Origin of the sequence: Chamaesiphon polymorphus CCALA 037 (assembly GCF_003003845.1) — a bacterium.
GTDB lineage: Bacteria > Cyanobacteriota > Cyanobacteriia > Cyanobacteriales > Chamaesiphonaceae > Chamaesiphon > Chamaesiphon polymorphus.
The window spans coordinates 1-23,940 of sequence record NZ_PVWO01000030.1 but is presented as its reverse complement, the minus strand read 5'-3'; the positions used below and the strand labels follow the sequence as shown (position 1 = coordinate 23,940).

Genomic DNA, 23,940 nt, shown 5'->3' with positions numbered 1-23,940 from the left:
CGTTCGCTACACCCCCCGCCGTTACTAATACCGTTGCCATCGGTTTTAAATCTAAATTTGTTTAATAACTCTTTCTAGCTCAAATAGCTCATTTACTAATGTATGTAAATGAGCTATTTGAGTTTTTCATATAGCTTTACTATCGCAGTCCTATTCGATTTGGAAGAAGATCGTAGCGACTGGATTAAAAATCACGGGGTAAGCGATCGATAATCTAGGTCGCTCCCTCAAACTTTATTTGACGATCGATCGATCTAGATGATTTGTCAGTAATAGAAATTATGCACTTGACATGCTGGTGCGATGTCGATCGAAAATTACCAAGATCGGGGATTTATTTTTCAGAATGCTTATCAGACAGGGTTTAAAGCAGCATTTAACTTCGATCGAAATTTTATTTGCGAAGATTTACGGAAAGTGAATCCACAGATCTGTAGATATTAGTACGAACACAAAAGACACAACTCAAACACACAGTTAACGCCTCGAAAACACAGATTAAAGTTTAAATTAAATCTCTCCAGTTTTCCGAAATTAACTCACTAATATTTGTTGTCTTGAGTGCCAGTAAACACTAAAACATCGCTACTTAAATAGGAATACTCAGCTCATGAACTTCAAATCTATCTTCATTCTCGGTTTAGGCGTTGCTACACTCGGTCTGACTCTTCCCGCTCGTGCCGATACTGCTAGTGTTAACACCAGCAGCCAAACCACCGTCATTACTGGCGACAAAAACGTCGTCAACCAACGCAACACTTCTGTCATTCGCAGTACTGGCATCGGTCGTTCGACTTTTGAAAGCACTGGCAGCAGCAATGACAACTCCCAAGGTGTGGATATTTTCGGCAATCGCAACCGTGTCGAGCAAAAGAACGACAGCACCATCAAAAACGTTCGCGTCAACCTCCGCCGCTAATCAAATTTGACTGCGGTTGTCACTTTACTTCACTGGCAACCGCCGCTATTTAAACTCTTCGATCGATATTTAATTGATTCAATTCGCTTACCTATTAGGAATCCTCACATCATGAACTTCAAATCTATCCTCGTTCTCGGTTTAGGCGTTGCTACACTCGGTCTGACTCTTCCCGCTCGTGCCGATACTGCTAGTGTCAATACTAACAACCAAAGCACCGTCATTACTGGCAATAACAACGTCGTCAATCAAAGAAATATTTCCACCATTCGCAATACTCATACTGGTGGTCGCACTTTTGAGAATACTGGTAGTGCCAATGATAACAATCAAGTTGTCGATATCTTCGGCAATGGCAACCGTGTCGATCAATCTAATCGTAGCGACATTAACAATGTTCGTCACAACCGTCGCAGATAATCTTGCTTATCTTCGGTAATGGCAACCGTGTCGATCGGTTCAATCGTAGCGATATTAACAATGTTCGTCACAACCGCCGCAGATAATCTTGCTTAGCTTCGGTAATGGCAACCGTGTCGCACGAACCAATTAAATCCGAACTTAGATAACAACCAGATCTCAAACAACTCGCTCATTTACCAAATTGCGTAAGTGAGCGAGTTGTTTTTGGTTGTTATACTCGCTCGACTCGATACATGTCCGCAAACATAGAGATTCGATCGAACGGCACAGATCGAAGGTTGCCCCGTCGTTATATATTAAGTAACCGACCTTATGGTAATTTGGATTCGTTAGGTAATTGGCAGCCTATGACGATACTCTCGATCCAATGGCCGTCTCTAGGGAGAGGCTGCCGCCAAGGCGATCGGCTCTTAAATTATTATGGTAATTGCAAACATCTATGAATAGATGGCGTCATGTTAGCTTAGTTTCGATCGCGCTACTGCTGGTAACCAGTTGCTCGCAAAGCAGCAATAATTCGCCAACGGCGATCGCCAGTAACGATGAGGGTAGAATTACGGTTGGGACGACTCAAAAACCGCGCACCCTCGATCCGGCGGATGCTTACGAACTGAGATCGATCGCCTTAATTCGGAATTTGAGCGACAGGTTGTATACTTACGATCCGGGTAGCACCGAACTCAAACCCCAGCTAGCCACAGCTTTACCCACCGTTAGTGCCGATGGTTTGACGTATAAGATTCCGCTCCGTCAGGGAGTCGTTTTTCACGACGGTACCGCGTTTGATGCCGCTGCGATGGCTTTTTCGCTCCAACGCTTCATTCAAAACAAAGGTAAACCATCGTCCCTATTATCCGATCGGATCGAGACAGTTACCGCTACGGGGACTTACGAACTGACAATTAAGCTCAAAAAACCCTTTAGTGCCTTGGCTTCCGTCTTGGCCTTCCCTGGCACCTGTGCGGTGTCTCCCAAAGCTTATAAAATCGGCAAAAATCAATTTGAAGCCAATACTTTTGTCGGCACGGGGCCTTATAAACTTACCGAATACGGTACCGATCGAGTAAAATTCACCGCATTCGATCGCTATTGGGGTGCCAAACCTCTCAATCGCGGCGTCAATCTCCAGATATTCAACGGTAACTCCGCCAATCTATTTAACTCCTTCCGCACCGGAGCCGTCGATGTTGCCTTCCAAGCTCTCGAACCAGATCAGGTAAAAAGTCTCGAAGAAGGAGCCAAAGCAGGCAAATGGCAATCGATCGCGATCGATGGTAGCGTGACTAGTTATCTGATCCTCAACGTCCTCCAGAAGCCCCTAGATAACCCCCTAGTCCGTCAAGCACTCGCCGCACTGATCGATCGACCCACCATCAACGAACGCATCTTGTACGGCCAGGGCAGCCCCTTATACAGCATCTTACCCAGCACCTTTAGCGTCTCCCAACCAGTCTTTAAAACCGCCTACGGCGATGGCAATATCGCCAAAGCCAAACAACTCCTCACCCAAGCCGGATTTTCGCCCCAAAACCCCGCCAAAATCCAAATCTGGTATCCCTCCAGCTCCAACCCGCGCCGCCTCACTGCGGGCTTTCTCCGCGCCTACGCCAGACAAAAATTAGGCGGAATACTAGAAATCGAACCAAACACGATCGAATCGGCATCATTCTTTAAATACGCCAGTAAAAATATCTATCCAGCCACCCTCCAAGACTGGTACCCCGACTTTCTCGATCCTGACAACTTCGTCCAACCTTTCCTCGAATGCCCCACACAAAATTTCGATGAAAAAACTAACAAGAAACTCCCCGGATGTAAGGACGGCAGCAGCCAATCGCAAGGATCGTTCTACCATAGCGATCGCATGAATCAACTCCTCGCCGCTCAAGGCAAAGAAATAGACCCCGCCAAACGCAAGCAAATCTACGCCGATATTCAAACCCTCATTCAACAAGATGTACCCCTAATTCCCCTTTGGCAAACCAAAGATTTTGTCTTCGCCAAAAAAGGCATGAGCGGCATCCAGCTCGATCCGCTTCAGAATTTGTTGTATTCGCAAATGAGGAAATAATTGATAATTGATAATTGATAATTGATAATTAATGGATAAAACAAGTAGTGAGTAGATCTATTGTTAGGGATAAATCCTTTGATTTCGCGTTACGGATAGTAAAGCTATACAAGTATCTAACCGAGCAAAAGAGAGAATATATCTTGAGCAAGCAAGTCTTGCGAAGCGGGACAGCAGTTGGAGCATTGATTAGAGAAGCCGAGCAAGGTGAGAGCAAGGCAGACTTTATTCACAAGTTGGCAATTGCCCTCAAAGAAGCTAAAGAGACAGAATATTGGCTAGATCTTTTATTCCATTCTGACTATATTGAGGAAAAAAGCTATGAATCTATCTATGCAGACATAGGAGAGCTAATCAAGCTCCTAACTTCCATCATTAAAACATCAAAGAATATCTAAAATTATCAATTATCAATTATCAATTATCAATTAAATATTATGTCACGCTCCAAAACCCTCCAGTACTACCTGACTGCACGATTGCTCCTAGCTCCCTTGATGCTATGGACGATCGTTACCCTGGTCTTTTTCTTACTCAAAGCTACACCTGGCGATCCGGCAGATGCCTTTTTAGGCAATCGTGCCTCGGAAGCAGTCAAAGCAGAAATGAGAGAACAACTAGGACTAAATCGACCGATATACGTGCAGTATTTTAGTTACTTATTCAATCTCCTCCAGGGAGACTTTGGTAAGTCGATTACTAGTTCTGGGAAATATGTTGTAGATGTCATTCGTGAAAACTTTCCTGCCACATTAGAACTCGCGATCGGGAGTATGTTAGTGGCTTTTATCGTCGGCGTCACTGTCGGCACGATTTCGGCATCTCGTCCCGGCACGGTTTCCGAAGCCAGCGGGAGATTATTTGGGATAATTAGCTATTCTTTGCCGATTTTTTGGGTGGGGATGTTATTGCAATTAATCTTTGCCGTGCAATTACGTATTTTCCCCCTCGGCGGCAGATTTCCGGCCAACTTAACACCGCCAGCCAGAATTACCGGACTATATTCGATCGATAGTTTATTGCATTTCGACCTAGGCAGCTTTTTTGTCTCGCTCCATCATCTGGCTTTACCCTGTCTGACACTAGGCGTTCTACTTAGCGGCATTTTTGAACGGATCGTGCGGGTGAATCTCAAGCAAAGTATGAAAGCCGAATATGTCGAAGCCGCCAGAGCCAGAGGTATTCCCGAACAGAAGATTCTGATCTCTCATTCGCTCAAAAATGCGATGATTCCAGTGATTACCGTCTTGGGTTTGACAACTGCTTCCCTTTTGGGTGGCGCGGTTCTAACTGAAGTTACCTTTTCTTGGCCAGGATTGGCAAGTCAATTGTACGAAGCCATCTCCAATCGCGATTATCCCACCGTTCAGGGCATTATGGTCTTCTTTGCCGCGATCGTCGTAATTGCCAGTATTCTCATCGATTTAATTAACGCCTGGATCGATCCACGTATCAAGTATTAGACTAATATATCCGATCGTGGCATTAACCGATGTAATTGTTAGTATCCCGATCGTTAGTAAAGACAGAAAACTCCTAGCGTTCATTCTCGCGATCTTATCGATCTAGCTTTCTTGCGAAACTCTACGCCTATTCCACCATTAGCGATTGAAAAAGCTGAGGCAGCTTATGGAGTTATGTCGCCTTTAAATGCTGCATTAACTAAATTCCAAACAGATGCCGACCTCAGATTTCATTGTTATGAGAATTTATCAATCTCTGAAACTTTCCGCTCCAAGTTAATTGATGGTATCGATTTATTAGCAATCGATCTGGGTTTAGCTAAAACTACTCGAACTCTTACTGAATCGGGCGACGATATTTTTCCATTTATGTAAGAATAAATCGGTCGGTCGATCGACTGAAACTTATGTGGTGGGCAGTACCCGCCCTACTTTTTCCTAAGCCTCCCACTTGCGAAAATCCGGCTCTTCTATTTCGGATGAATTAAAGACAGGCGTAATGCTGGCAATAGGATACAACGGATCGATATGTGCTCTGAAGTACTGAAACGCCCTAAATCTAGCTTCGTAATAATTGACAACGGTGTTGGTTTCATCAAGCTCCAGATTGTTCATGAATACGGCCATTGTGGTTCTTAAAATTGTAGGATCTGTGAATCCGGATTGGTAGTGCTTCCAATCAATTTTTTCAATGTTCCAATCCCACCTGTCATCGTCAATTAGTCCTTTACTCAACAGCACAACGAAGCCAATAATTGCTCCACGTAAATCTTCTGAAACATATTTCATGATTAGAGACAAGCTACACTAACTGCTGCGGATCGTTGGCAGGAGGATGCCAACCGCCGCGAATCCACAGCCGACGCGCTCGTTGAATAGATCCATCGTCATGACACTCATCGTTCACATCGAGTCGCTCGATTGTAGCGCGACCAATGGGCGTAAGACCTAGCATCTTTTGTCCGTCAGCAGACCAGATAAAGTGTTCGATCCATTGATTTTGTCTGGGATTAAAAAGGGTGACAACTGTCTGTGTTTCGGGGTCTAAAGCTTCTATGAAGTTATAACGGCGACCATTACATCGATGACAGGCAAGGGCAAGATTATCCTCATCATCTTCACCACCAAGGGATTGAGGGTGGAGATGGTCGATTGTAAATAGTGATGTACTAGCCTCCTCAGAAGAATGGCAGTATTAACACAAAAAATTAGCACGTTGACGAATACGCAAACGAGTGGCAATGCTGATGGTCATGATTCAGCAATAATTCGAGCGTTCATTAGTGTAAAAATGCGATCGAGTTCGGTAATACCAGCAAGTTCGCTGGTTTCTTCGGTGGTAAGGAGATCGGCTTTTTGACGATCTATTAAAACTTCAAGACGGGCTTGAAGATCGTCAGTAAACTTAAAAAGATTGAGTCCACGCACCTTTTGGATCTGGATACCAACTTCGATCCAGAACGACGGCTGTACCATTGTTTGAGTAATCATCTCGATCGATCCCAATTAGTTTTTCTATCTTAGCCTAATCGATCGCGAGTTATTTGCTGGCATTGAGCACTTCTGATGCCTTTAATCCCATACCTAAAAATTAATCTGATTGACTGCACCTTTCGCAATAGCCGCGCACGGTAGTTTCGTATGTCTGTGCTTTAAGACCCGCTCTGAGTCGATCGAATGCTACTACAGGTAGCTCATCCCAGCCGATATCCTCGATCGCGCCGCATTGTTGACAGTGGAAATGATGGTGCGGTTCGACGATCGCATCGTAGCGCGATACGCCAGCTTCCAGCAATACTTCGCGGATCAATCCCGCCGAGCGCAGAGCTTGTAAAGAACTATAGATTGTCGCTTGCGAAGAGACGGGGCAATACTGATTCAAATCTACCAAAAGTTGTTCGACAGTGGGATGATCGTTACGCGAGAGGAGATTGGCGTACACGGCGAATCGTTGCGGCGTGACCCGCAAGCCTTTGGCTTTGAGTGTTTTGACGATCGCGTCTGTTGATTGGCTCATTGCGAGGGGGACTAGGGACTAGAAAACTAGTGGCTAGTAGAGAGGTACTGTAACCACCAATTATAATCCCGATTTTCTCAGAACGCTCGTTAAATTTTAAATATTCTTAATTAAGTATGCTTATTACTCTTGACTTATTCCTAAATTAGAATTATTCTGAGATATGTGTAGCTCAGATCGCTCGGTTGCTAGTTGTCGCGAACGACTGTGCGCTGAAAATATTTAATTAAATTTAGGAGTAAATCATGGCTGTAGTCAACCAACAAGTGCCCAACGTTGTATTTAAGACTCGCGTGCGCGACGAATCAGTTGAAGGGCCAAACCCTTACAAATGGCAGGATACGACTACACAAGACATCTTCGCAGGTAAAAGAGTAGTTGTCTTCTCCCTCCCTGGTGCCTTTACCCCTACCTGCTCCACTAGCCACCTCCCTGGCTACGATGCAGCATACGATGAAATCAAAGCGTTGGGCGTTGACGAAGTATACTGCGTATCCGTCAATGATGCTTTCGTGATGTTCCAGTGGGGTAAAAACATGGAAGTGAAAAACGTCAAGCTCTTACCTGACGGTAACGGTGAATTCAGCCGTAAAATCGGCATGTTGGTCGAAAAGTCCAACTTAGGCTTCGGAATGCGCTCTTGGCGTTACTCGATGGTCGTCAACGACGGCAAAGTCGAGCAAGCATTCATCGAACCTGGTTACAGTGACAACTGTGAAACCGATCCTTTTGAAGTATCTGACGTTAATACCATGTTGGCTTACTTGAAAAGTGTCAAAGGTTAAATACTAGAGATTGGTTAGCGTAAACCAACATCTATCTATACCATTCGCACAGCGATAAGTTTAGCCCACCCCAGTTTCCTCTTCTCGACTTTGAGAACGAGGTAAATTGGTGGTGGGTAATCCACTCGGATTTACCGTCAGCCTTAACCAGTCAGGAAACGTTAAATTAAATAATAGCTATCGAGCATCTCGATCTTTAGTCAACCTCGATCGATTACACAGCAGATTCGCTACATCTCCAAATTCTGGGTAAGAAGGACACACAATACATGAGTTATGATTTTGACCTATTCGTAATTGGTGGCGGTTCTGGAGGGATTGCCACAGCACGGCGGGCAGCAGAATATGGTGCCAAGGTGGGTGTTGCTGAATATAGTAAACTCGGCGGTACCTGTGTCAATCGTGGCTGTATTCCCAAGAAGCTGATGGTGTATGCTTCCCACTTTCCAGAACTATTCACCGATGCCGAAGGTTATGGCTGGAGTGCCGTTAAAAGTCAGTTAGACTGGCCGAAAATGATCTCGGCGATCGATAATGAGTTACTCCGGCTCAATGGGATTTATCAGACGATGCTAGATAAATCCAAAGTAGAAGTTATCCCCGCACGGGCGAAGTTTATCGACAATCATACGCTGCAAGTAGGCGATCGCACCGTCACCGCCGAAAAAATCTTGATTGCCGTTGGCGGACATCCGTTTCGTCCAGAGATTCCTGGAATCGAACATGCGCTGATCTCGGATGAGATGTTTTATCTGCCTACCCAACCCAAGAAAATTGTCATTCTCGGTGCTGGTTATATCGGCTGTGAGTTTGCTTGTATTATGAATGGTTTGGGTACCGAAGTTACCCAGATTATTCGCCCAGAGCTGATTTTACGGAGTTTCGATAACGACTTGCGATCGGCAGTCCAAGAAGGGATGATCCGTCATGGCGTGAATATTATCAATAACGCTCAAGATCTATCGATCGAAAAAACCGATAATGGCGTGAGCGTCACTGTCATTACTAAAGATGGCAAACAGACAATTTTAGCCGATGCCATCAGCCTAGCCGCACTAGGACGCAAGCCGAATACAGCTAATTTGGGGCTAGAAAATGTCAACGTCAAAACCCATGAAGGCGCAGTCTTGGTCGATGCCAATAGCCAGACGAATGTAGAAAATATCTATGCAGTAGGCGACTGTACCGATGAGATCCAACTTACACCCGTGGCTGTCAACGAAGGTCGGGCATTTGCCGATACCGTATTTGGCAATAAACCCCGCGTCATGAACTATGCCGATATCCCAACCGCCATATTCACCACCCCCGAAGCAGCCACAGTCGGTTTAACCGAAGAAGAAGCGCGAGAAATGCACGGTGATAACATCAAAATCTACCGGAGTAATTTCCGTCCGATGTACTATGTCCTACCCAACAAACAGGATCGCACCCTGATGAAACTGGTAGTAGATAGTAAAACCGATCGCGTTCTCGGCGCGCACATGGTTGGCGACCATGCCGCAGAAATCATTCAAGGCGTAGCCATCGCCGTCAAAATGGGCGCGAAGAAAGCCGATTTTGACGCCACCGTCGGTATCCACCCCAGCTCTGCCGAAGAATTTGTCACCATGCGCTAAGTAGCCCATTCCTAGAGGGCACTGCTTCACCCCAGCCCTCTTAGCCCGTTAGTGTAGCCTCTCGATAAGGAAGAACAGTTAGTTAAGAGAATAGAGGAGGGAAAATTCAGGAATTTTCCCTCCTCTATCTTGTCATTAGTAAATGTAGATTTTAGATCTAAAACTAACGTTATCTACCAAAAGATAGACACTCGATCGCGAGGTGGTTTGATAACATAATATCAGCTCAAAAGTAATATAAATAGCTCGAAATATGAACGAGAACAAGCTCACGATCGAACGTGGTTCTAAAGTTCGGATACTTAGACCAGAATCTTACTGGTATCGCGAAGAAGGTATCGTCGCCGCCATGGACAAAAGCGGAATTAAATATCCAGTAATCGTCCGGTTTGAAAAAGTTAACTATGCAGGCGTCAACACCAATAACTTTGGCTTGCACGAATTACAAGAAACCGCCGCACCCAGCCAAAAAACTCTCTCCACTGCTGCATCTGGCGGCAAACAAACCACGATCGAGCCAGCTACCCGCCGCACTGGTTCTGGTAACATGACAGGAGATGTCAGACCGGGTGCTGGGGCAGAAGCACCATCCGTAGACGATCCCTACGTTGAAGGTGCTGCCAATCAAGGCACCGACGCCCGCTAATATTAATATTAAACTTTTGAGAATAGGTAGGGCAAATCGTGCGATTTCCCTACCTATTTTGACATGTATCTACCTAAAGATAGATCTGATAGTCTCTCTTTAGAAGCTGTGAGTTATCAGTGTCAATTGGATATGATGACCTTGTAGTAAATATGAATTTTGCGAACAATGGTTAACTTAATTAAAGCATTAAAAAAAACAGTACTGTCTTTTAAATTTAAGTCATTTATCAAAATGACACTAAGTTTATTTGCAGTCATGCTATTAGTTACCACTACTGCCTGTGGCGGTAATCCAACAACTGCGGGTGAAAAAATGACCTCTGGTAGTGGCGTCCGCCCCAACCCAGCTAACCCAGGCCCAGGTAAAGTTACCGAACTATATAAGACGATCGAAAAGCCTGAAGGCGGCATGAATAACTATAGCGATGTCGATCCCCGCATGGATACATCCGAAGCTGCTGCCAAAGCCGAGCGCAATATCAAACAATCTGGCGAACTGCAAAAGAACGTTACCAATCCCTTCAAACAACTTGGCAAACAATTAGACGAGCGCAGCATTCCCGATCGAGTCGGCGATGGTGCTAAAGGTGTCGCCCGTTCTGCCCAACAAACCGCTGAAGATGTTGCCAAAGGTACCGAAAGAGGCTACAACAACCTCAAAGAAAATACTAAAACATTTGCAGACGACCTCAGTTCTGGCGTAGATGAACTGAAGCAAAACGCTAAAAATAAAGGTGACGATCTTAAAGATGCGGCCAACGATCTTAAAGATACAATTCGGAAAGCGAGCTAAGCAACTGAATATTTAATCAAAAAACATGATTATTCAGTCCGTTGATGTTAGCGATTTCCACACATCTTTAACCAGCGTCCCGCCGCGAGCTGAGTGTGAAGTTAGCGTCATCGTCCCAGTCAAAGACGAAGCACAAACACTTCAAGAAACACTCTTAGCACTCGCACACCAAATCGATACCCAGGGCGAACCTCTAGATCCCAACCGTTACGAGCTAATTATTCTAGCAAATAACTGTACCGATGATTCGGCAGCGATCGCGCGGAAGTTTGCCCTAGAACATCCTCAGCTCGCCATCCACGTAGCCGAAATGACATTGCCACCAGAGCACGCCTATATTGGCTATGTCCGCAAACTGCTGATGGATGAAGCGTATCGCCGTTTGATGAGTTTGGGACGCAATCGCGGCATTATTGCCTCCACAGATGGCGATACCAGAGTCGCCCCGACGTGGATTGCCGCCACCATCGACGAGATTAACGCGGGTGTAGACGCTGTGGGCGGTCGCATTCTTACCGATCGCCGCAGCCGTCACAGCCTCTCGCGCCAAGCTCGCACTTACTTTTTGCAAGAAGTGGGCTATCGATCTCTAGTGGCGCAGATGGAATATCATCTCGATCCCGATCCCTACGATCCGTTACCGCGCCATTACCAACATTATGGTGCGAGTCTGGCCGTTACCGCCGAAATGTATGCCACCGCAGGCGGAATTCCCCCGGTACACACGCCAGAAGATGAAGCCTTCTATCAGTCTCTACTCCGCGTTAACGCGCGATTTCGGCACAGTCCCCGCGTGCAGGTAATCACCTCCGCTAGAGCCTCTGGACGCTCGCCTGTGGGACTAGCCAACCAATTGAGCAAATGGACTCAAATGTCCGTCGATGCCTCATTTAAAGTCGAACCAGCAGAGGCGATCGCCTCCCGATTTGGCTCGCGCCGCAAGTTGCGATCCGTATGGCACAAGTTCTTGGCGGGATATCAAGTTTCAGTTAAAGAACTAGAACCGATCGCTAGCAAATTAGGCGTTTGTGCTTACTGGTTGCGAACCGAACTCGATCGACCGCAAACCTTTGGCAGATTGTTCGAGCAAGTCACCCAGTATCAGCATCAAAACTCACCGATGCACTGGCAGCCGATCGATATTAAGACGGCAATTACCGAACTCCGCCAACAATTGGCACTTCTTAAAGACGATCGCGCGGCTGGATAATTTTCACACCCACCCTGTCCTATATTCCTTACTACCAATGTTTCTGCAAGATAAAAGCTCTGATACCATGGTCGAAATCCAAGATCTGGAAACTCTGTTCGATCCGCTCAAAAATGAAGTCGAGGGCAGAATTCAAGAAGGTCAAGAAGAACAAGATCCCGCACCATTTTCCAAGCAGGATCTCACATTTGCATCGGGTGAAGATTTACCCCGCTGCTGGATCGATCCTAACTATCGAACTTCTAACCCAGCCAACTAGATCGACCCACACACTCGATCGACTCAGAGTCACATCGGCTGCTTGGGACGGTACGACGATGGCAATTGCCGCTAAAATCGTCGTACCGTTCTTCGATCGAGTTTGAGCTAAAAATTTAAAGTATGACTTGTAAAGATGAGGAACTTGTGAGCAAATAAGCTAAACCCTTCAAAATCGGCCACTTTGCTTACCTATTACATCGTCTCTGTATTGTTTGTGACAGAATCTTCACCGAGATCCCAATCCGTATTTTCTAAGACAATCCGGTAACCATCTGGATCTTCAAAAGTGACTCCATTCGTATCCCAGTATGGATTGTAAGACTTTACAGGCTCGTACCCGCCCGTCTTGAGGAGATCGATCGCCTGTTGCCATTCTTGCGGATCTGGAATGTAGAAGACAAGCAAGTTATCTAGTGTGGGAGCGCGACCCACGACATGTCCCTGTTGGTGGACAAATTCAAGGTGATAAGGCGATCCTGGGAATCCCAGCATCACACCATCAAATCCCTCGTGATTTTCAAATCGATCGAGAATTTGCAACCCTAACCCATCAGTGTAAAATTTAACAACTTCATCGAGTCGATCGGTCGATCGAGCGATCCGGATAATCTTGCCTGCAAGCATCATAACTCCTCCAAAATTATCTAAATGGGGTCGATCGCGTATTTATTTTGTTTCCATGATAGAGCACTCGATAAAAATGTTAGGATCGCTTTATACTTCTGTTATGTCATTGCAATGCCCACTCCCGAACAGCTAGATGGATTGTATAGAGTCAGTTATTACTTAACTTATCTCAGTTTTCAGCCCATACATCTAGTTTGTATCGATAAAAGAACAGCTAACTTATTCATCTTGGCAGGGCATGATGAAGAAATTGTCACAGAAATTACCTCAGCAGGAGAAGTTTTTTGATGAATCCAGTTAACTATGCTGATATGACAGATCTAGAGCTAAAGCAATATTTCTTGAGTCACCGAGATGAAGAAGCTTTTCAAGCTTATTTAGAAAGATATCGAAGTCAGTCCAGAGAGGTCATTACCAAAGTAGGCGATCCAGATTTCGATCGCAAAATCCAAGTGGCAATCGAGCAAAAAATGCAAGCTCATAAAGCGCAGCGCGATCTTAATAATTAAAGAGAAAGATCGTTAAATAGTCTAAAAAATACTTTTAATTCAGCCAATATTGGATGGTCTAAATTCCATATAAAAGATTTGTTTTCTAAAGCATAATTAAGCGTGAGCTTTTTAGCTGCATCTTTTTTATCATCTTTCGTGGAAGTATCGTAGCGAATATAGTTAACCACCCATAGTTTATCAAAATTCTTATCAGTAATTTGTTTGCTATTACTTATCAAACACTCGCGCCACCTTTCTAGACAATCAGCATGAGTCGAATCTTGACTCTTAATAGCTTTTAAAACTGTCTCTAGCTCTCCTTTTCCATCAACGTTGGTAAAATAGCAAGCGAGCTGGATCTGATAATCATCAAAATTCAATTCGATAAACTGGTTGACTCGATCGAGTGGTGTCGCTTCGGGAAATACCTTAATCAGATAATCATTAATAAATTTAATTCGATCGGCTTCTGAATGTCGATCGATATCCAGAATAATGCCTACTCGATCGATATCTTCTTTTTGAATGTCAGCTTTTAGATCTTTTAGGGCTTTGGTCAACTTATCTTTGTCCGAGCCATCCATCACTCGGCAATCTTCATCTAAAAAAATAGGAGCTGATATTGAAATATCAAGATTCATATGTTTGATTACTGACTGAAAGAAATATTTATCATTATTACTCTCGACAATTAAAATATTACGCCCCACCTCTCACCTCTTTATGACGCTCGATCGCATATTCCAAGGTTTCTAGATCTCGATTAATTGCAACTATTCTATTAGTTTTTTCATGTCTAGTTAACTCGAAATGAGCGGCTGAGTCTGGTCGATCTAGTCCTGCTTTGATAAAAGCCTCTGTCATTTCCAAGCTATGAGTCGTAGCAAAAATTTGTACATTCAATCGATCGGCTAATTTATACAGAAATTCCCAAAAGGCAACCTGATTTGAGTGATGGATACCATTTTCAATCTCATCAATCAGCAGAACACTATCTTGATTATTGATGATTTTCAAAATAATATCAGCCATCCGATTCATCGCATCGCCAAATAGCGACAGCGGCATTCTTTTCTCGCCCTGACGCTTTAGGTAAATAGTTGGTTCGGGAATGCTAAAACTTTCGACAGAAACGAGTGAGGGATCTATGATTTGAAATGCATTTAAAACTTCTTTGTCTCGGTCTTCCAATCTTGCATTATCAAATTCTAATGTTAATTCAATACTAGAAGAACGTTTATTTGATGGGATAAAAGAAGAATTGCTGCGATGTTTCGTATTATTGCCTCTGAATTGATTACCTTCAAGTGCAATCGTTGTGGTTTTTGGCAGTATAATTGTTTGAGGAGATTTTTTATCGTCGCTCTCTATTCGTAGTACAATTACATCTTGTGCTTTATTATTATTTAATACTTCTCTTTCTATCTGTTTTTTTTGACGGTCTATAAATTCCTTTTTTTCACCATCTTCATTAATATTGTCCTCTAGTATCTTGCCAAAAACCTCGCTCAAAATACCACTTAGAATAATATTTAATTCACTAATATTGCTCTGTTCATTCATTATAAAGACGGTAACTTTTTTGGGGTTTCGATTTTCAGACACAGAATCAATACTAAAAAAAATACCAGCATTTTGATTCTTTAATAAATCATTCCATTCTTTTTCGGACAATTCTTTTGCTTTATTAGTGATACTGTAATTAATTCTTGAATCAATTACAGATAATAGTGTGTCTTTTGTAGGGGTGCTATTTAAAAATATAGCTTCTAATAAAGCAGTCTTGCCAACATTATTCTTGCCACTAATCAAATTGACTCTTTTGAAGCCAGATACTTTGAGTCGATCGAAGCATCTAAAATTAGTAATTTCAATATCCTTAATCATTTATCCCCTATTAATATATTAGTTGGGATTAAGACATATCCCCGACTTCTTGAAGAAGTCGGGGATATTGCATCGAATCGAGATAATCTTTATGCTGCTTGAGCTTGGCGTTCGGGAGTGAATTGGAACATTGAGTAGACCACATTCCGACGAATATCGGTCATCATTTCCAAGAACATTTCATAACCTTCTTGCTTGTACTCGATTAACGGGTCTTTTTGACCGTAACCGCGCAAACCGACCGATTCGCGGAGGGAGTCCATCGATTGGAGGTGTTCGCGCCAGAGGGTATCGATTTGTTGGAGGATGAAGAAACGTTCGGCTTGACGGGTTAGTCCGGCTTGCACTCGATCGATTTGAGCTTCTTTGATATCATAGGCTCGGCGCACTTCTTCGCGCATGAAGATTTTGATTTCGTCGTAGGTCATATCGTCGATTTGGGTGGGTGTCAAATCGTCGAAGAGATTGACAAATTCCCGCGCTTTAGAGACTAAGCCTTCGAGGTTCCATTCTTCGGGTGGTAGCTCTGGATCCACATAAGCGTTGACGATATCGTCCATCGTGCGTTCGGCATATTTAACTACTTGTTCCTTGAGGTCTTGACCTTCGAGGACGCGACGACGTTCGGCGTAGATGGCGCGACGTTGATTGTTCATCACTTCGTCGTATTCAAATACCTGTTTGCGAATGTCGTAGTAGTGAGTTTCGACCTTTTTCTGGGCACCTTCGAGGCTGTTGGTGAGCAGTTTGGACTCGATGGGCATGTCTTCTTCGACGCGGAAGGCATCCATTAAGCCGCTGACTCGATCGCCACCGAAGATTTGCATCAACGGATCTTTTAAACTGAGGAAGAACTTAGTGGAACCTTTATCGCCTTGACGACCCGCACGTCCGCGCAGTTGGTTATCGACGCGACGGGATTCATGACGTTCGGTACCGATGACGTGTAAGCCGCCGTTGTTTAGCACTTCGTCGTGTTCGACAGATGTAAAAGCATCGTACTCTTTGCGGATGGCTTTATAGGCATTCCGCAGCTTTTGGATGGCTTCGATTTCGGTTGGTGCTTTTTCGCAGGCGACGGCGATGGTTTCTTCGGCATCGAGTTCGGATAAGCTGCGTTCGCCGTAGTATCCGACGGCAAAATTTACCGCATCTTTAAGTAATGCTTCGGTTTCTTTAGAGATTTCGGTGGGGAAGATATCAGGCGATGCTTTCCAAGTTTTTGCTTTCTTACCGCTGCCAAAACCTTGTCCAGAAGCCTTGCTCTGTTGTGCCGCAGCCACAGTCGCCGGACTAAAGTTACCATCATCTTCGGGGGCGACGATGCGGGGCATGAGGTATTCCCGCAGCTTCAGGCGCGCCATATAGTCGGAGTTACCACCTAAGATGATATCCGTGCCGCGACCTGCCATGTTAGTCGCGATCGTGACGGCACCTTTACGTCCGGCTTGAGCGACGATTTCGGATTTCCGCTCGACGTTCTCTGGTTTGGCATTCAGCAGTTGGTGGGGGATTTCTAATTGATGCAACAGTTGCGAGAGAATTTCAGATTTTTCGATACTGGTGGTACCTACTAGTACCGGACGACCAGTTTCGTGCATTTCCGCGCATTCTTGCGCGACAGCGCGCCATTTGGCTTCTTCGGTTTTGTAGACGACATCGGGGTAGTCGTACCGTTGGCGCACGCGGTTGGTGGGCATGACGGTAACCTGAATTTTATAGGTTTTTTCTAGCTCGACTTCTTCGGTTTTGGCCGTACCCGTCATCCCGCCGAGTTTGGGATAGAGTAGGAAGAAGTTTTGGTAAGTAATCGTCGCTAGGGTTTGAGTTTCGTTCTGAATTTTGACTTTTTCCTTAGCTTCGACAGCTTGGTGCAAACCATCGCTCCAACGGCGTCCCGTTAGTACCCGTCCGGTAAATTCATCCACGATCGTCACTTCATCGTTCATGATGATGTAATGGGTATCGCGGGTAAACAGCTCTTTGGCTTTGATCGCATTAAATACATAATGTGCCCAAGGGTCGGCTTCATCATAGAGATCCGTGACGCCTAGCAGTCTTTCTGCTTCGGCAAAACCTTCATCGGAGAGCAAAACGTTCCGCGCTTTTTCGTCTACTTCGTAGTGGTTTTCTTTACTCAAACCGCGCGCGATATCGGCAGCTTGGAGATATTTCTCGGTCGGACGTTCGACTTGACCGGAAATAATCAACGGCGTGCGCGCTTCATCGATGAGGATTGAGTCTACTTCATCGATGATGCAGAAGTTAAATGGACGCTGGACGACTTCCGCCATCGACTCAGCCATATTGTCCCGCAAATAGTCAAACCCCAATTCACTGTTAGTAGCGTAGGTGACATCGCAGCTATAGTTTTTCTTCCGCTCGGGCGGATTCATCCCCGATTGGATCAGTCCGACAGATAGCCCCAAGAAGCGGTGAACTTGCCCCATCCATTCCGCATCCCGTCGTGCGAGGTAATCATTGACGGTGATGACGTGAACGCCCTTGCCTGTAAGCGCATTTAGATACGCTGGTAGCGTCGCTACCAAGGTTTTACCCTCCCCAGTCTTCATCTCGGCGATTTGCCCTTCGTGCAGCACCATTCCCCCCAGCATTTGCACGTCAAAGTGGCGCAACCCGAGCACGCGTTTACCAGCTTCGCGGACTACAGCAAAAGCTTCAGGAAGAATTTCGTCGAGGATTTCCTTTTCTTCCTCGTCGTTGTTCGCCTGCTCCAATCTGCGTTTGAATTCTGTTGTTTTCCCTTTGAGTTGTTCGTCACTGAGTTGCTGCATCTCCTCTTCTAGAAGGCTGATTTCAGCAACGATCGGTTGATATTTTTTCAGTTTGCGAGCGTTGGGATCGCCAAATAATTTTTTCAGCATAGTGGGCAAGCGATAGGGGAGTTTAATCTAAAAAATATGAGTGCTGAAGTATTTATATCTTTACAGCTTTCGTATCTATATTATGGTATCATCAGCGATTGATTTATGGGTGTGCGGTATGCCGAATGACGGGCTATCTACCTGCGCCTACCATAAATATACAGGCAGCGGCTGCCAGCACGAACGGGTCGTCAGATCGTGCAGTAGCGGTATGATTAGATCGGCAGCACGCATGAAGTCTATCATGGCAGAATTTTCGGGCTGGGTCATGAAGACAATCCGATCGATCCAGGTGGCTGCTAGGGCAACGATTCTCCAGAAGAGACGCTACGCGAACGCGAGAATGCAGGTAGTACAGATCGGTTTGTCTTCGCTCGTCATAATTAAGCTATTTTACCCTATTAATTAAATCTAAATTAAGGTAACTTCCTCGATCGAGCGTATTTCAAGATCCACCCTCATTATCTGCCAACAAATAAATACCGCAATTTAGACTTATATGTGGCTAGAGCAGATTCGTTTTGCTAAAATTTGGATGCCATTAACAGAGAATATCGATCGATCGTTTATGACAGTTTTTGAATCAAATTATCGGGTTCGTCCGGCTCGATTTGAAGAATTACCACTGCTGTCTCGCATCGAAAATTCTGCCGCCGTACTGTTTCTGGATACGCCCTATGCTTTTTTAGTAAATGATGAGCCACTATCACTAGATTTTGTACGGCAACAATACCAAGCTAAGCGAGTATGGGTAGCTGTGGATTGTCATGAAATAGTGGTTGGATATGCGATTGCGCGCGAAGTAGATGAGACGCTCTACCTCCAACAAATTGATGTCGAACCCGAACATGGACGCAGAGGAATTGGTTCGGCATTGATAAAGACGGTTTGCAATTGGGCAAAACAGCAGGGATATTCGATCGTCTCATTATCCACCTTTCGGGATCTGCCCTGGAATGCTCCTTTCTATTCAAAAATGGGATTTTGCCCTGTTGATGAAGCCGAACTGACAACTGGTTTTCAGCAGATTAGACTCAAAGAGTCAGAAGCTGGATTGCCAATATCCGATCGAGTGATTATGTATTGTCAGTTAGCTCGAATTAATTGCCTCGATCTTTAAAAGGTTATAGATAGGATTGGGATGGCTGACGTTAAGTTTAGTGGGATTGACTTAACGCCAGCGAAATTATTTTAACGATCGAAAAATTTAGCGAGCAAATATAAAGTATCGAGAGCTAATTCTTATTTGAATCGATCGATAGTTCTCTTGAAATTATTAGGTTTGAACAGAAAATCGATCGGGATGAATGTCATGATTAACCCAAGTAATTGCGGCTTCGGCACTGGTCATTTCTGGCGGTACTCTGAGGATGTGGATATGTACTGTAGAAGGACAGGTCATTTTGAGCAATATTAGTGGTTCTCGCTTTTCTCGTTCCTCTTCGTCTTCATCATAAAATATCTCAAAATTATCAATTTTTAACAAACTATACTCTCGCCAAGTATCGATAGAAACAGCACCTAGTTCTTGACAAATCCGCTCGTAGCCAATTTGCTGAATTAGCACTCTTCTAACTTCAGCATTTTCTTCATCTAATAACCATTGCGACTGCCACTCTCTTAATTTTGTCCAATAGCGTCGAGATAAATCGACATCTAAAAATTCAACTGATTCTAATTTTTTTATAGATTGCAGTATGGACAGATCGCTTAAAGGATTGCCGACAAGAGCGATGTTTCCAAGCTTGTTAAGTTTACAGAGTGACGCTGGTAAGTTTTTTATTCTATTATAAGCGAGGTTAAGACCTTTTAAATTGGTGAGTTTGTCGATCGATGTTGGTAAATCCGTTACTTGATTGTCACAAATGTCGAAAAATGCCAAACTAGAGAGTTTACCAATCTCTTCTGGCAAACTCTCTAATTGATTAGCGTTAAGGTTGAAATGTTCGAGTTTTGTAAGTTTATCTATCCACCTCGGCAAATTTTTCAACTGATTAAGACTGAGATTAATATGTGTAAGGTTAGCAAGCTCTTCAATCTGCTCTGGCAAAATTTTGAATTGATTATTACCAATATTCAGTTGTTGTAAATTGATGAGCTTGCCGATCTGTATTGGCAGACTATCTAGTTGATTATCATCAAGCAGAAGCCCTTTGAGGCTTGTAAGTTGACCGATGGATTCTGGCAAGCTCTGTAGCTGATTTTGATGCAGGTTGAGCCTTTCCAGATTAGTGAGTTGACCGATCGACTCTGGCAAGGTCTTCAATTGATTTTGACTAAGGCTAAGACCTGTAAGGCTAGTGAGTTTACCGATCCATTCAGGTAAACTCATTAGTCGATTTCCCGAAAGGTTGATTTTTGTGAGATTTGTGAGTTTACAGATCGATTCTGGTAAAATCTCGAATTGATTGTAATTAAGGAAAAGTTCTCTTAAGTTAGAGAGTTGACCGATCGACTCTGGTAAACTCTCTAATTGATTACTATTCAATGCAAGTTTTTCTAAGTGAACGAGTTGACCGATCTCTTCAGGTACTGTTTTTAGTTGATTCATACCAAGATAGAGAACTTCAAGGTTAGTAAGTTAACCGATCTGTTTAGGCAAACTTTCTAGTTCATCACCAACAAGGGTAAGTATTCTCAGATTTGTGAGTTGGCCGATCGATTCTGGCAGGCTTTTTAATTTTTTGCCATTAAGTTCGAGTTCGATCCATTGTTCGCGTTTTGCCCGAACGATTAATTCTTCTAATTCTGATGTAGTCACGGCGGTTAACCCTTCGATTTATTAACTTGCCATCGGGTGTAGCTCGATCGATCTATTCAAACAACCTAAAACCCATATGGTGGTTGCTGTTTGTCCCATAAATCACTAAGGTATCAATTGCAGCTTTAGTTTTATTGTTCCCTTTATTGATGATTAACCATCACCAATGTCAAAGGCTTAACCCCCGGCCAAACTGATTCCCTCCTGGCCTTGGGGGCGATCGATGATAATAGAAAATAAACCTCGCTCGACCTTGACATAGGCAGATATTCGATCGAGGATGGCTGGGTTGGGATCGATTACCGCCCTCAAATGAATTAGTTGTTCAGAGCGAAAGTCGATTGAAATGGACTAAATGCAATCCGGTAGTTCTCTTTAGAGAACTTATGCTCTTAGCCCGAAATTTATTTCAGGGCGGTATGGGAGCGGAGCAGATCGACAACCATTTCCCAGTCTGCGTAGGCAGACATTATGCATCATCAGCCGCGATTGAAATCGCAGGTTAGTTTCTGGGACTTGTATCGAAACCCACCATCAAGGTAAATTAGATCCTGTTGGTACCGTTTTTGCAATTGATTTGTCTATAATGACAAACGTCCTCTCACTCGGCTGGAAATCCCTATGGTAAATGTGGTACTAGAAGCTTCAGCCACGATCGATGGAGATCGATCCTCCAGCGATCCGATTATTGCCGCGATCGATATTGGCACCAACTCGATACATATGGTTGTCGTGCGGATAGTCACCAAGTTACCAGCCTTTAGTACGATCGCCCGTGAGAAGGAAACCGTGCGTTTGGGCGATCGCGATCCCTTGACGGGTAACCTCACCCCAGCGGCGATCGATCGGGCTTTTGGTGCCCTCAGAAGGTGTCAGGAAGTTGCCAAAAGTCTTAACGCACAACAGATCTTTGCCGTGGCTACTAGCGCGGTACGCGAAGCCCCTAACGGGCATGAATTTGTCAGATCGATCGAGGCAGAATTGGGTTTAGCCGTTAATATTATTTCGGGACAAGAGGAAGCGCGGCGGATTTATCTGGGCGTCTTGTCGGGAGTCGAGTTTAATAACACGCCGCATATTATTATCGATATTGGTGGTGGTTCGACCGAGCTAATTTTGGGCGATACTCACGAGCCGCGCACCCTCAGCAGTACCAAAATTGGTGCCGTGCGCCTCACGGCTGATTTTATCCCCAACAATCCCGTTAGCGATCGAGCCTTACTTTATCTCCAAGCCTTCGTGCGCGGACAATTAGAGCGCGCCATCGATGAGATTAAAGCCAATCTCCAGCCGGGTGAAACGCCCAAAATGATTGGTACTTCAGGCACGATCGAAACAATAGCAACGATCCTCAATTTAGAGAAAAATGGTTACGTCCCCGAGCGCATCCATGGTTCGGGGATTCATCTAGCTGAATTACGCAATCTCATCAATCGTCTCCGCCGCATGACAGTTACCGAGCGGACGACAATCGAAGGCATTTCCGAGCGACGCGCCGAAATTATCGTCGCAGGCGCAGTCGTGCTTCAAGAAGCGATGACACTGCTGGGGATACAATTTCTATCGGTATGCGAGCGCAGTCTCCGCGAAGGCGTAATCGTAGACTGGATGCTGACGCAGGGATTGATCGAAGATCGACTCAAGTACCAAGGTTCGATTCGCGAACGCAGTACCCTCAAAATTGCGGGTAAATATGGCGTCGATCTCCCCCACTCCGAGCGCGTCGCCGAACTCGCGTTGAGCCTATTCGACCAAACTTACGGACAAATACATACTTGGGACAAAACGATTCGACAGTTACTCTGGAGTGCGGCAATCTTGCACAATAGCGGTCACTTTGTCAGTCACGACGCCCATCACAAGCATTCTTATTATTTAATTAGATATGGCGAACTGCTGGGGTTTACCGAATCCGAAATCGATACGATCGCCAATATCGCGCGCTACCATCGCAAAAGTCCGCCGAAAAAGAAACATCAGAATCTCCAAAATCTCTCCAAAGAGCAAAGATCGATCGTCTCTCAACTCAGTGCGATTTTACGAGTAGCTGTCGCCCTCGACAGGCGCAGGATCGGGGCGATTAAGGATGTCCGTCTCAACTGCGATTTGATTAGCCGCGAGTGCCATCTGACATTTTTCCCTACTAATCCTACCGATGCGTGCGTTTTGGAATGTTGGAGTTTGGATTATAAAAAGCCGATTTTTGAAGCTGAGTTCGATCTCAAATTATCTACCACAAAAGGCTAGTAGTCTACGGTGTAAATTTAGTTACTATTTTGGCGGGGAGCGGGGAGTGTGAAATCGCAATCCAATTTATGCCGCCTCACATTGGTTAATATCGATCGAGATCTTACCTCGACCCGATTATTTTTCTATAAATAAAGATGTGACTAACTTATATTTCCGCAATATTGCTGTTGTGCGGATATTTTTTAGCGATCGTTTGCGGATTGTGGATATTTGTGGTTGTAGATGCTAGCGAATGCATAATACTCTTTATATTGGTGGGCGTCTATCTTATGAAAATTCTTTTTGCACTGACAAGCATTTCAATATTAGTACTCTCCGCATTACCTCCGATCCGAGTTTCAGCACAGCAAGCAAATGTTAAAAGTTTTGCAACTTGGTGTCAGGAGCGAAATTCTGTCCCGGCAGATACCAAACGGACGATCGATGCAATGTTGCTAAAAGCTGGTACTAAAGACTGCCAACAAGCCGATACTAAACTTAAAAGTCTGTCCGAACTTTACCTCAGTGGCGATCGCCTTAAAGATTTAAAGCCTTTAGCCAGTCTGACAAATTTAAAAGCACTCTTTCTCAATTCCAATCAAATTAGCGATTTAAAACCTTTAGCTAGCCTAACTAATTTAAAAGGACTCGACCTCAATCGCAATCAAATTAGCGATTTAAAACCTTTAGCTAGCCTAACTAATTTAAAGACACTTTTTCTCAATCGCAATCGGATTGAAAATGTTAAGCCTCTGACTAGTTTGAAAGATTTAGTATATCTTGAATTTCACGCCAATCAAATTAGCGATGTCAAGCCCCTAGCGAGTTTGCAAAATTTAACCGGACTCGAC

General features: G+C 44.5%; 26 protein-coding genes and 2 pseudogenes. 18 read left to right on the top strand and 10 right to left on the bottom strand.

Annotated features, from left to right (window positions below; all coding sequences use genetic code 11):
• Positions 1 to 610: 610 nt before the first annotated feature.
• The 6 genes from C7B77_RS04250 to C7B77_RS04225 all read left to right on the top strand — a co-directional run bounded on the left by C7B77_RS04250 (position 611) and on the right by C7B77_RS04225 (position 5,251).
• Entirely contained in the window at positions 611 to 919 is a 309-nt protein-coding gene (locus C7B77_RS04250; RefSeq protein WP_106300643.1) for a hypothetical protein, read from the top strand.
• 111 nt (positions 920 to 1,030) lie between these two features.
• Positions 1,031 to 1,339, top strand: coding sequence for a hypothetical protein (locus tag C7B77_RS04245; protein ID WP_106300641.1), 309 nt, complete (start codon positions 1,031 to 1,033; stop codon positions 1,337 to 1,339).
• A 442-nt stretch (positions 1,340 to 1,781) separates the two neighbouring features.
• Positions 1,782 to 3,413 (top strand): ABC transporter substrate-binding protein, encoded by a 1,632-nt coding sequence (locus C7B77_RS04240; RefSeq protein ID WP_106300639.1) that lies wholly within the window; start codon positions 1,782 to 1,784, stop codon positions 3,411 to 3,413.
• 47 nt (positions 3,414 to 3,460) lie between these two features.
• Positions 3,461 to 3,811, top strand: coding sequence for a four helix bundle protein (locus C7B77_RS04235; RefSeq protein ID WP_106300637.1), 351 nt, complete (start codon positions 3,461 to 3,463; stop codon positions 3,809 to 3,811).
• Between the two features lie 39 nt (positions 3,812 to 3,850).
• Entirely contained in the window at positions 3,851 to 4,876 is a 1,026-nt protein-coding gene (locus C7B77_RS04230; protein ID WP_106300635.1) for an ABC transporter permease, read from the top strand.
• Positions 4,877 to 4,987: 111 nt separating this feature from the next.
• Positions 4,988 to 5,251 (top strand): hypothetical protein, encoded by a 264-nt coding sequence (locus tag C7B77_RS04225; protein ID WP_106300633.1) that lies wholly within the window; start codon positions 4,988 to 4,990, stop codon positions 5,249 to 5,251.
• A 63-nt stretch (positions 5,252 to 5,314) separates the two neighbouring features.
• Here C7B77_RS04225 and C7B77_RS04220 read toward each other — a convergent pair whose 3' ends face one another.
• The 4 genes and pseudogenes from C7B77_RS04220 to C7B77_RS04205 form a co-directional block, all read right to left on the bottom strand.
• Positions 5,315 to 5,665 carry a DUF7677 family protein gene (locus tag C7B77_RS04220; protein WP_106300631.1) on the bottom strand — a complete coding sequence of 117 codons (351 nt, stop codon included), beginning with the start codon at positions 5,663 to 5,665 and terminating at the stop codon, positions 5,315 to 5,317.
• Between the two features lie 13 nt (positions 5,666 to 5,678).
• Positions 5,679 to 6,131 (bottom strand): annotated as a pseudogene (locus C7B77_RS04215) (HNH endonuclease).
• Complete coding sequence (locus tag C7B77_RS04210; RefSeq protein ID WP_106300647.1) at positions 6,128 to 6,367, bottom strand: hypothetical protein; 240 nt, start codon at positions 6,365 to 6,367, stop codon at positions 6,128 to 6,130. Before C7B77_RS04210 ends, C7B77_RS04215 begins: the two are co-directional and overlap by 4 nt.
• 100 nt (positions 6,368 to 6,467) lie before the next feature.
• A complete protein-coding gene (locus tag C7B77_RS04205) occupies positions 6,468 to 6,893 on the bottom strand; it encodes a Fur family transcriptional regulator (protein ID WP_106300629.1) in 426 nt (141 codons plus the stop codon).
• Between the two features lie 245 nt (positions 6,894 to 7,138).
• Here C7B77_RS04205 and C7B77_RS04200 point away from each other — a divergent pair, with 245 nt between their 5' ends.
• The 6 genes from C7B77_RS04200 (at position 7,139) to C7B77_RS04175 (ending at position 12,207) form a co-directional block, all read left to right on the top strand.
• The gene (locus C7B77_RS04200; RefSeq protein ID WP_106300627.1) at positions 7,139 to 7,678 is read left to right on the top strand and encodes a peroxiredoxin; all 540 of its coding nucleotides are present in this window, start codon (positions 7,139 to 7,141) and stop codon (positions 7,676 to 7,678) included.
• A gap of 269 nt (positions 7,679 to 7,947) precedes the next feature.
• A complete protein-coding gene (gor, locus tag C7B77_RS04195) occupies positions 7,948 to 9,297 on the top strand; it encodes a glutathione-disulfide reductase (protein ID WP_106300625.1) in 1,350 nt (449 codons plus the stop codon).
• A 253-nt stretch (positions 9,298 to 9,550) separates the two neighbouring features.
• Positions 9,551 to 9,943: a photosystem I reaction center subunit IV gene (locus C7B77_RS31635; protein WP_106300623.1), complete on the top strand. Its 393-nt coding sequence runs from the start codon at positions 9,551 to 9,553 to the stop codon at positions 9,941 to 9,943.
• A 234-nt stretch (positions 9,944 to 10,177) separates the two neighbouring features.
• Complete coding sequence (locus C7B77_RS04185) at positions 10,178 to 10,738, top strand: hypothetical protein (protein WP_146138178.1); 561 nt, start codon at positions 10,178 to 10,180, stop codon at positions 10,736 to 10,738.
• Positions 10,739 to 10,763: 25 nt separating this feature from the next.
• Positions 10,764 to 11,948, top strand: coding sequence for a glycosyltransferase family 2 protein (locus tag C7B77_RS04180; RefSeq protein WP_106300619.1), 1,185 nt, complete (start codon positions 10,764 to 10,766; stop codon positions 11,946 to 11,948).
• Between the two features lie 37 nt (positions 11,949 to 11,985).
• On the top strand, positions 11,986 to 12,207 hold the full coding sequence (locus C7B77_RS04175; protein ID WP_106300617.1) for an acetyltransferase: 222 nt from the start codon (positions 11,986 to 11,988) through the stop codon (positions 12,205 to 12,207).
• Between the two features lie 194 nt (positions 12,208 to 12,401).
• Here the strand turns inward: C7B77_RS04175 and C7B77_RS04170 are convergent, their stop codons facing one another.
• Positions 12,402 to 12,833, bottom strand: coding sequence for a VOC family protein (locus tag C7B77_RS04170; protein ID WP_106300645.1), 432 nt, complete (start codon positions 12,831 to 12,833; stop codon positions 12,402 to 12,404).
• 114 nt (positions 12,834 to 12,947) lie between these two features.
• Here C7B77_RS04170 and C7B77_RS29605 point away from each other — a divergent pair, with 114 nt between their 5' ends.
• Complete coding sequence (locus tag C7B77_RS29605; protein WP_181243699.1) at positions 12,948 to 13,124, top strand: DUF6888 family protein; 177 nt, start codon at positions 12,948 to 12,950, stop codon at positions 13,122 to 13,124.
• Positions 13,124 to 13,345 carry a DUF6887 family protein gene (locus C7B77_RS04165; RefSeq protein ID WP_106300615.1) on the top strand — a complete coding sequence of 74 codons (222 nt, stop codon included), beginning with the start codon at positions 13,124 to 13,126 and terminating at the stop codon, positions 13,343 to 13,345. Before C7B77_RS29605 ends, C7B77_RS04165 begins: the two co-directional genes overlap by 1 nt.
• On the opposite strand, the gene C7B77_RS04160 is transcribed toward C7B77_RS04165, so the two are convergent.
• The 3 genes from C7B77_RS04160 to secA all read right to left on the bottom strand — a co-directional run bounded on the left by C7B77_RS04160 (position 13,342) and on the right by secA (position 18,099).
• Positions 13,342 to 14,037 (bottom strand): DUF3226 domain-containing protein, encoded by a 696-nt coding sequence (locus C7B77_RS04160; protein ID WP_106300613.1) that lies wholly within the window; start codon positions 14,035 to 14,037, stop codon positions 13,342 to 13,344. The genes C7B77_RS04165 and C7B77_RS04160 overlap by 4 nt on opposite strands.
• On the bottom strand, positions 14,027 to 15,214 hold the full coding sequence (locus tag C7B77_RS04155; protein ID WP_106300611.1) for an AAA family ATPase: 1,188 nt from the start codon (positions 15,212 to 15,214) through the stop codon (positions 14,027 to 14,029). The genes C7B77_RS04160 and C7B77_RS04155 overlap by 11 nt, the downstream gene beginning before the upstream one ends.
• Before the next feature lie 89 nt (positions 15,215 to 15,303).
• Complete coding sequence (gene secA, locus C7B77_RS04150; RefSeq protein WP_106300609.1) at positions 15,304 to 18,099, bottom strand: preprotein translocase subunit SecA; 2,796 nt, start codon at positions 18,097 to 18,099, stop codon at positions 15,304 to 15,306.
• Between the two features lie 82 nt (positions 18,100 to 18,181).
• Here secA and C7B77_RS29085 point away from each other — a divergent pair, with 82 nt between their 5' ends.
• Both C7B77_RS29085 and C7B77_RS04145 read left to right on the top strand, forming a co-directional pair.
• A complete protein-coding gene (locus tag C7B77_RS29085; RefSeq protein ID WP_146138177.1) occupies positions 18,182 to 18,508 on the top strand; it encodes a hypothetical protein in 327 nt (108 codons plus the stop codon).
• Positions 18,509 to 18,634: 126 nt separating this feature from the next.
• On the top strand, positions 18,635 to 19,219 hold the full coding sequence (locus C7B77_RS04145) for a GNAT family N-acetyltransferase (RefSeq protein WP_181243698.1): 585 nt from the start codon (positions 18,635 to 18,637) through the stop codon (positions 19,217 to 19,219).
• A 156-nt stretch (positions 19,220 to 19,375) separates the two neighbouring features.
• On the opposite strand, the pseudogene C7B77_RS04140 reads toward C7B77_RS04145, so the two are convergent.
• Positions 19,376 to 20,665, bottom strand: a pseudogene (locus C7B77_RS04140) (leucine-rich repeat domain-containing protein); the annotation flags it as partial.
• A 15-nt stretch (positions 20,666 to 20,680) separates the two neighbouring features.
• Complete coding sequence (locus tag C7B77_RS04135) at positions 20,681 to 20,860, bottom strand: hypothetical protein (protein WP_106300603.1); 180 nt, start codon at positions 20,858 to 20,860, stop codon at positions 20,681 to 20,683.
• A gap of 621 nt (positions 20,861 to 21,481) precedes the next feature.
• On the opposite strand from C7B77_RS04135, the gene C7B77_RS04130 reads away from it, so the two are divergent.
• Together C7B77_RS04130 and C7B77_RS04125 are read left to right on the top strand one after the other, a co-directional pair.
• The gene (locus C7B77_RS04130) at positions 21,482 to 23,107 is read left to right on the top strand and encodes a Ppx/GppA phosphatase family protein (protein ID WP_106300601.1); all 1,626 of its coding nucleotides are present in this window, start codon (positions 21,482 to 21,484) and stop codon (positions 23,105 to 23,107) included.
• Positions 23,108 to 23,379: 272 nt separating this feature from the next.
• On the top strand, positions 23,380 to 23,940 hold a 561-nt coding region (locus C7B77_RS04125), incomplete at its 3' end, for a leucine-rich repeat domain-containing protein (RefSeq protein ID WP_146138176.1).